Source organism: Dietzia cinnamea NBRC 102147, from assembly GCF_001571065.1.
GTDB classification, from domain to species: Bacteria; Actinomycetota; Actinomycetes; order Mycobacteriales; family Mycobacteriaceae; genus Dietzia; species Dietzia cinnamea.
Map to the genome: position 1 here is coordinate 1 of NZ_BCSW01000112.1, position 2,867 is coordinate 2,867.

Annotated in this window: 4 protein-coding genes; all 4 read left to right on the top strand. The window is 65.2% G+C overall.

The features are described from left to right. A partial coding sequence (locus DCI01S_RS17025; RefSeq protein ID WP_368664650.1) for a type IIL restriction-modification enzyme MmeI occupies positions 1–427 on the top strand: 427 nt, incomplete at its 5' end. 32 nt (positions 428–459) lie between these two features. Continuing rightward, positions 460–1,170, top strand: a complete 711-nt coding sequence (locus DCI01S_RS16270; RefSeq protein ID WP_061230183.1) for a recombinase family protein — start codon at positions 460–462, stop codon at positions 1,168–1,170. Between the two features lie 150 nt (positions 1,171–1,320). Beyond that, positions 1,321–1,887: a DNA-binding protein gene (locus DCI01S_RS16275; RefSeq protein WP_061230184.1), complete on the top strand. Its 567-nt coding sequence runs from the start codon at positions 1,321–1,323 to the stop codon at positions 1,885–1,887. A gap of 217 nt (positions 1,888–2,104) precedes the next feature. Continuing rightward, entirely contained in the window at positions 2,105–2,788 is a 684-nt protein-coding gene (locus DCI01S_RS16280; protein WP_156482666.1) for a DUF4352 domain-containing protein, read from the top strand. Positions 2,789–2,867 lie beyond the last annotated feature (79 nt).

Sequence of the window (2,867 nt, forward strand, 5' to 3'; positions counted from 1 at the left end):
GGTAATCGCTGGGAACAAGGTCTACGTAGCGGAGGACCCCGACGGTCTCCTGATAGCTCTGGTCTCATCCTCGATGTTCATCACCTGGCAAAGAGCAGTGGGAGGGCGATTGAAATCCGATCTCAGCTTCTCAAACACGCTTGTATGGAACACCTTCCCTGTGCCTGATCTCGATGAGGGCACCAGGCTTCGCGTCATCCAGGCCGGACAAGGTGTTCTAGACGCCCGAAAACGGCATCCCGAGCGCAGCTTGGCTGATGCGTATAACCCGTTGGCAATGGATCCGGCACTGGTCAAGGCCCACGATGTTCTCGACCGGGAGGTCGACCGCGCTTTTGGTGCGCTTCGAAAGCTCGGCAACGAACGGCAACGGCTGGAGTTGCTCTTTGCCCGGTATGTCGAACTGGCGCCCAAAGAGCATTCTTAAACTAATCGACCGTATGGTTTAAATTTGGTGGCATGACCGCGCCACGAAAGCCCCGCAAGCGTCGTCCCGTAGCACCCGCCGACGCCGTGGTCGGCTACCTCCGGGTCTCGACCGAAGAGCAGGCTGTGTCCGGCCTGGGGCTGGAGGCGCAGCGGGCCACTATCGCCGCCCGCGCCGTCGCCGAGGGATGGACCGTGACCGCATGGTTCATCGATGAGGGCGTTTCCGGCTCTGTCGCCCCGGTCGAGCGTCCCGGCCTGTCCGCTGCTCTTGACGCCGTATCCGAGGGGCGAGCCTCCAGGCTCGTCGCCTCGCATCTGTCCCGTATCGGGCGATCCGCTGCCCGCGTGCTCGACCTCGACGCCCTGGCCGCCGCCGAGGGGTGGGGGCTGGTCATGTGCGATCTACAGATCGACACGGGCACCGCCGCCGGCCGATTCATGCTCGGCAATATGGCCGCCGCGGCCGAGTACGAACGCAACCTTGTCAGCGAGCGGACCCGCGCCGCGCTGGCCGTGAAGCGCGCCCAGGGCGTCCGGCTCGGCCGCCCCTCGACGCTCCCCCACGCAGTGGTCTCCCGCATCGTGGCCGAGCGCGCCGCCGGTAAGACGTGGCAGGCCATCGCGGATGGACTCATGGCCGACGGGATCGCTACTGCGCAGGGTGGGGCGCGTTGGTATCCCGCGAGTGTCCGCAAGGTCTACACCGGCCAGGACGCCGCCGCTCTGCGCTCCAGCTCGTAACCGAGCACGACCGCCGCGTCCTGATCGACGGGGCGGGCGCAATGTTCGGCCCAGGGCTTCCCTCGGGTGGGCAGACTAGTGGTAACGTGGGTAACTAGTAACGTTACTAGTTACCCGTTACCGACGGGCTGACGTGTTGGGAGGGCGGCCATGTCGTCGTCGGAAAAGATCGCCCGGGCCTATGGCACGCTCGCCGCCCGGGGGGACAAGCTCACCGTGCGCAGCGTGCAGCGCGAAGCGGGGGTGCGGATCGGCGAGGTGGCCGCGTGGATGCGCGAGCACGCCGCCGGGGCGTCCGGGGAGGTGCCCGAGGCCCCGGACCTATCGGAGCCGATGGCGGCGATGGTGGCCTCGGTGTGGGCTGCAGCGTGGAAGCGTGCTGCCGAGCAGGCCGACGAGGCCACCGCCGTGGCCCTCGATGCCGCACGCGCCGGCGAGGCCGACGCCCTGGCCACAGCCGAGCAGGCCACCGCCGACAAGGTCGCCGCGGTCGCCGACCGTGACCGCGCCACCGAGGAGGCCGGCCAGCTGCGCCGCGAAGTGGAACAGCTGCGCGAGCAGCTCGAGAGCGCACGCCGCGAACTGGACCAGGCCCGCGCCGAGGCTGAGCAGTCCGACCGCGCCCGGGTTCGCGCCGAAGCAACCTCCGACACCCTGCGTGAAGTTCTCGACTCGCTGCGCGAGACCGACACCAAGGGCGGGGACACCATCAAGTAGCCCGACACCGGGGAAGGCATAGGTACGTACAGGCGGTCACCTGCCCGTAACTGCCTGATGACGCCACGCCACCTGGGCCCAGCCCTATCTGCGGTCGGCGAGAGTTAGCGCCCGTTCGGCCTGCCGGTTAAGCGGTGGCTTTCTATCTACCCATCTACGCCCACCGGCTATCGTCTGAGAAGTTCTAAGTAAACGTCATGCACTCTAGGAGTCCGAATTGTCCCAACCTCCGCAGTACCCCCAAGGCGATCCGAACCAGAACTGGCAAGGTCAGCCCCAGCCGGGTTACCAGCAGCAGCCCCCGCCCAAGAAAAAGGGCGGCTGCATGAAGATTGGCCTCATCGTCCTCGGCGTACTCATCGTTCTCGGCATCATCATCACCGCTGTCAGCGGAGGTGACGACGACTCCGCAACGGTCAGCTCAGGAGACAACAGCTCCCAGGACTCCGGCTCAGGAGCGTCCGAAGACTCCGGCGACGCAGTAGGCGGCGGCGTTCAGTTCAAGGGCAAGAACGACAAGGACACAGCAGCCAACGCAGGGGAAACCATCACACAGAAGAACATCTCAATCACGACGACCCCTCTCCAGGCTCAGCAGTCGGATTACATGGCGCCGCAGCTCTGCACGACGATCACCGTTAAGAACGACGGCGATAAGCAGCACTCGTTCAACATGTTCGATTGGAAGATGCAGGATCCGAACGGCGCAGCGAAGAGCGGGATGCCCCCGTTCGACAACGCAGGATCAGGCTTCAACTCTGGCGAAATCGCGCCCGGTGGCCAGACTTCTGGAGACCTCTGCTTCGACGGCGATCCTTCTGCCGCCCCCGGGGAGTACGTGGTCCTTTACCAAGGCAACGTGTTCCTCAGCGACCGTCTCGCATGGGTCAACATGCTCTGACCTAACAATCTGCGACGACGCTCTCGAGTCTCAACCACAGCAGACACGGGAGCGTCGTCGCCTCTGCTCAAGAGGAAAA

What these genes read in the sequence shown, in the direction of transcription:
- DCI01S_RS16270 (WP_061230183.1), top strand. Translation starts at nt 460, where the DNA reads ATGACCGCGCCACGAAAGCCCCGCAAGCGTCGTCCCGTAGCACCCGCC.
- DCI01S_RS16275 (WP_061230184.1), top strand. Translation starts at nt 1,321, where the DNA reads ATGTCGTCGTCGGAAAAGATCGCCCGGGCCTATGGCACGCTCGCCGCC.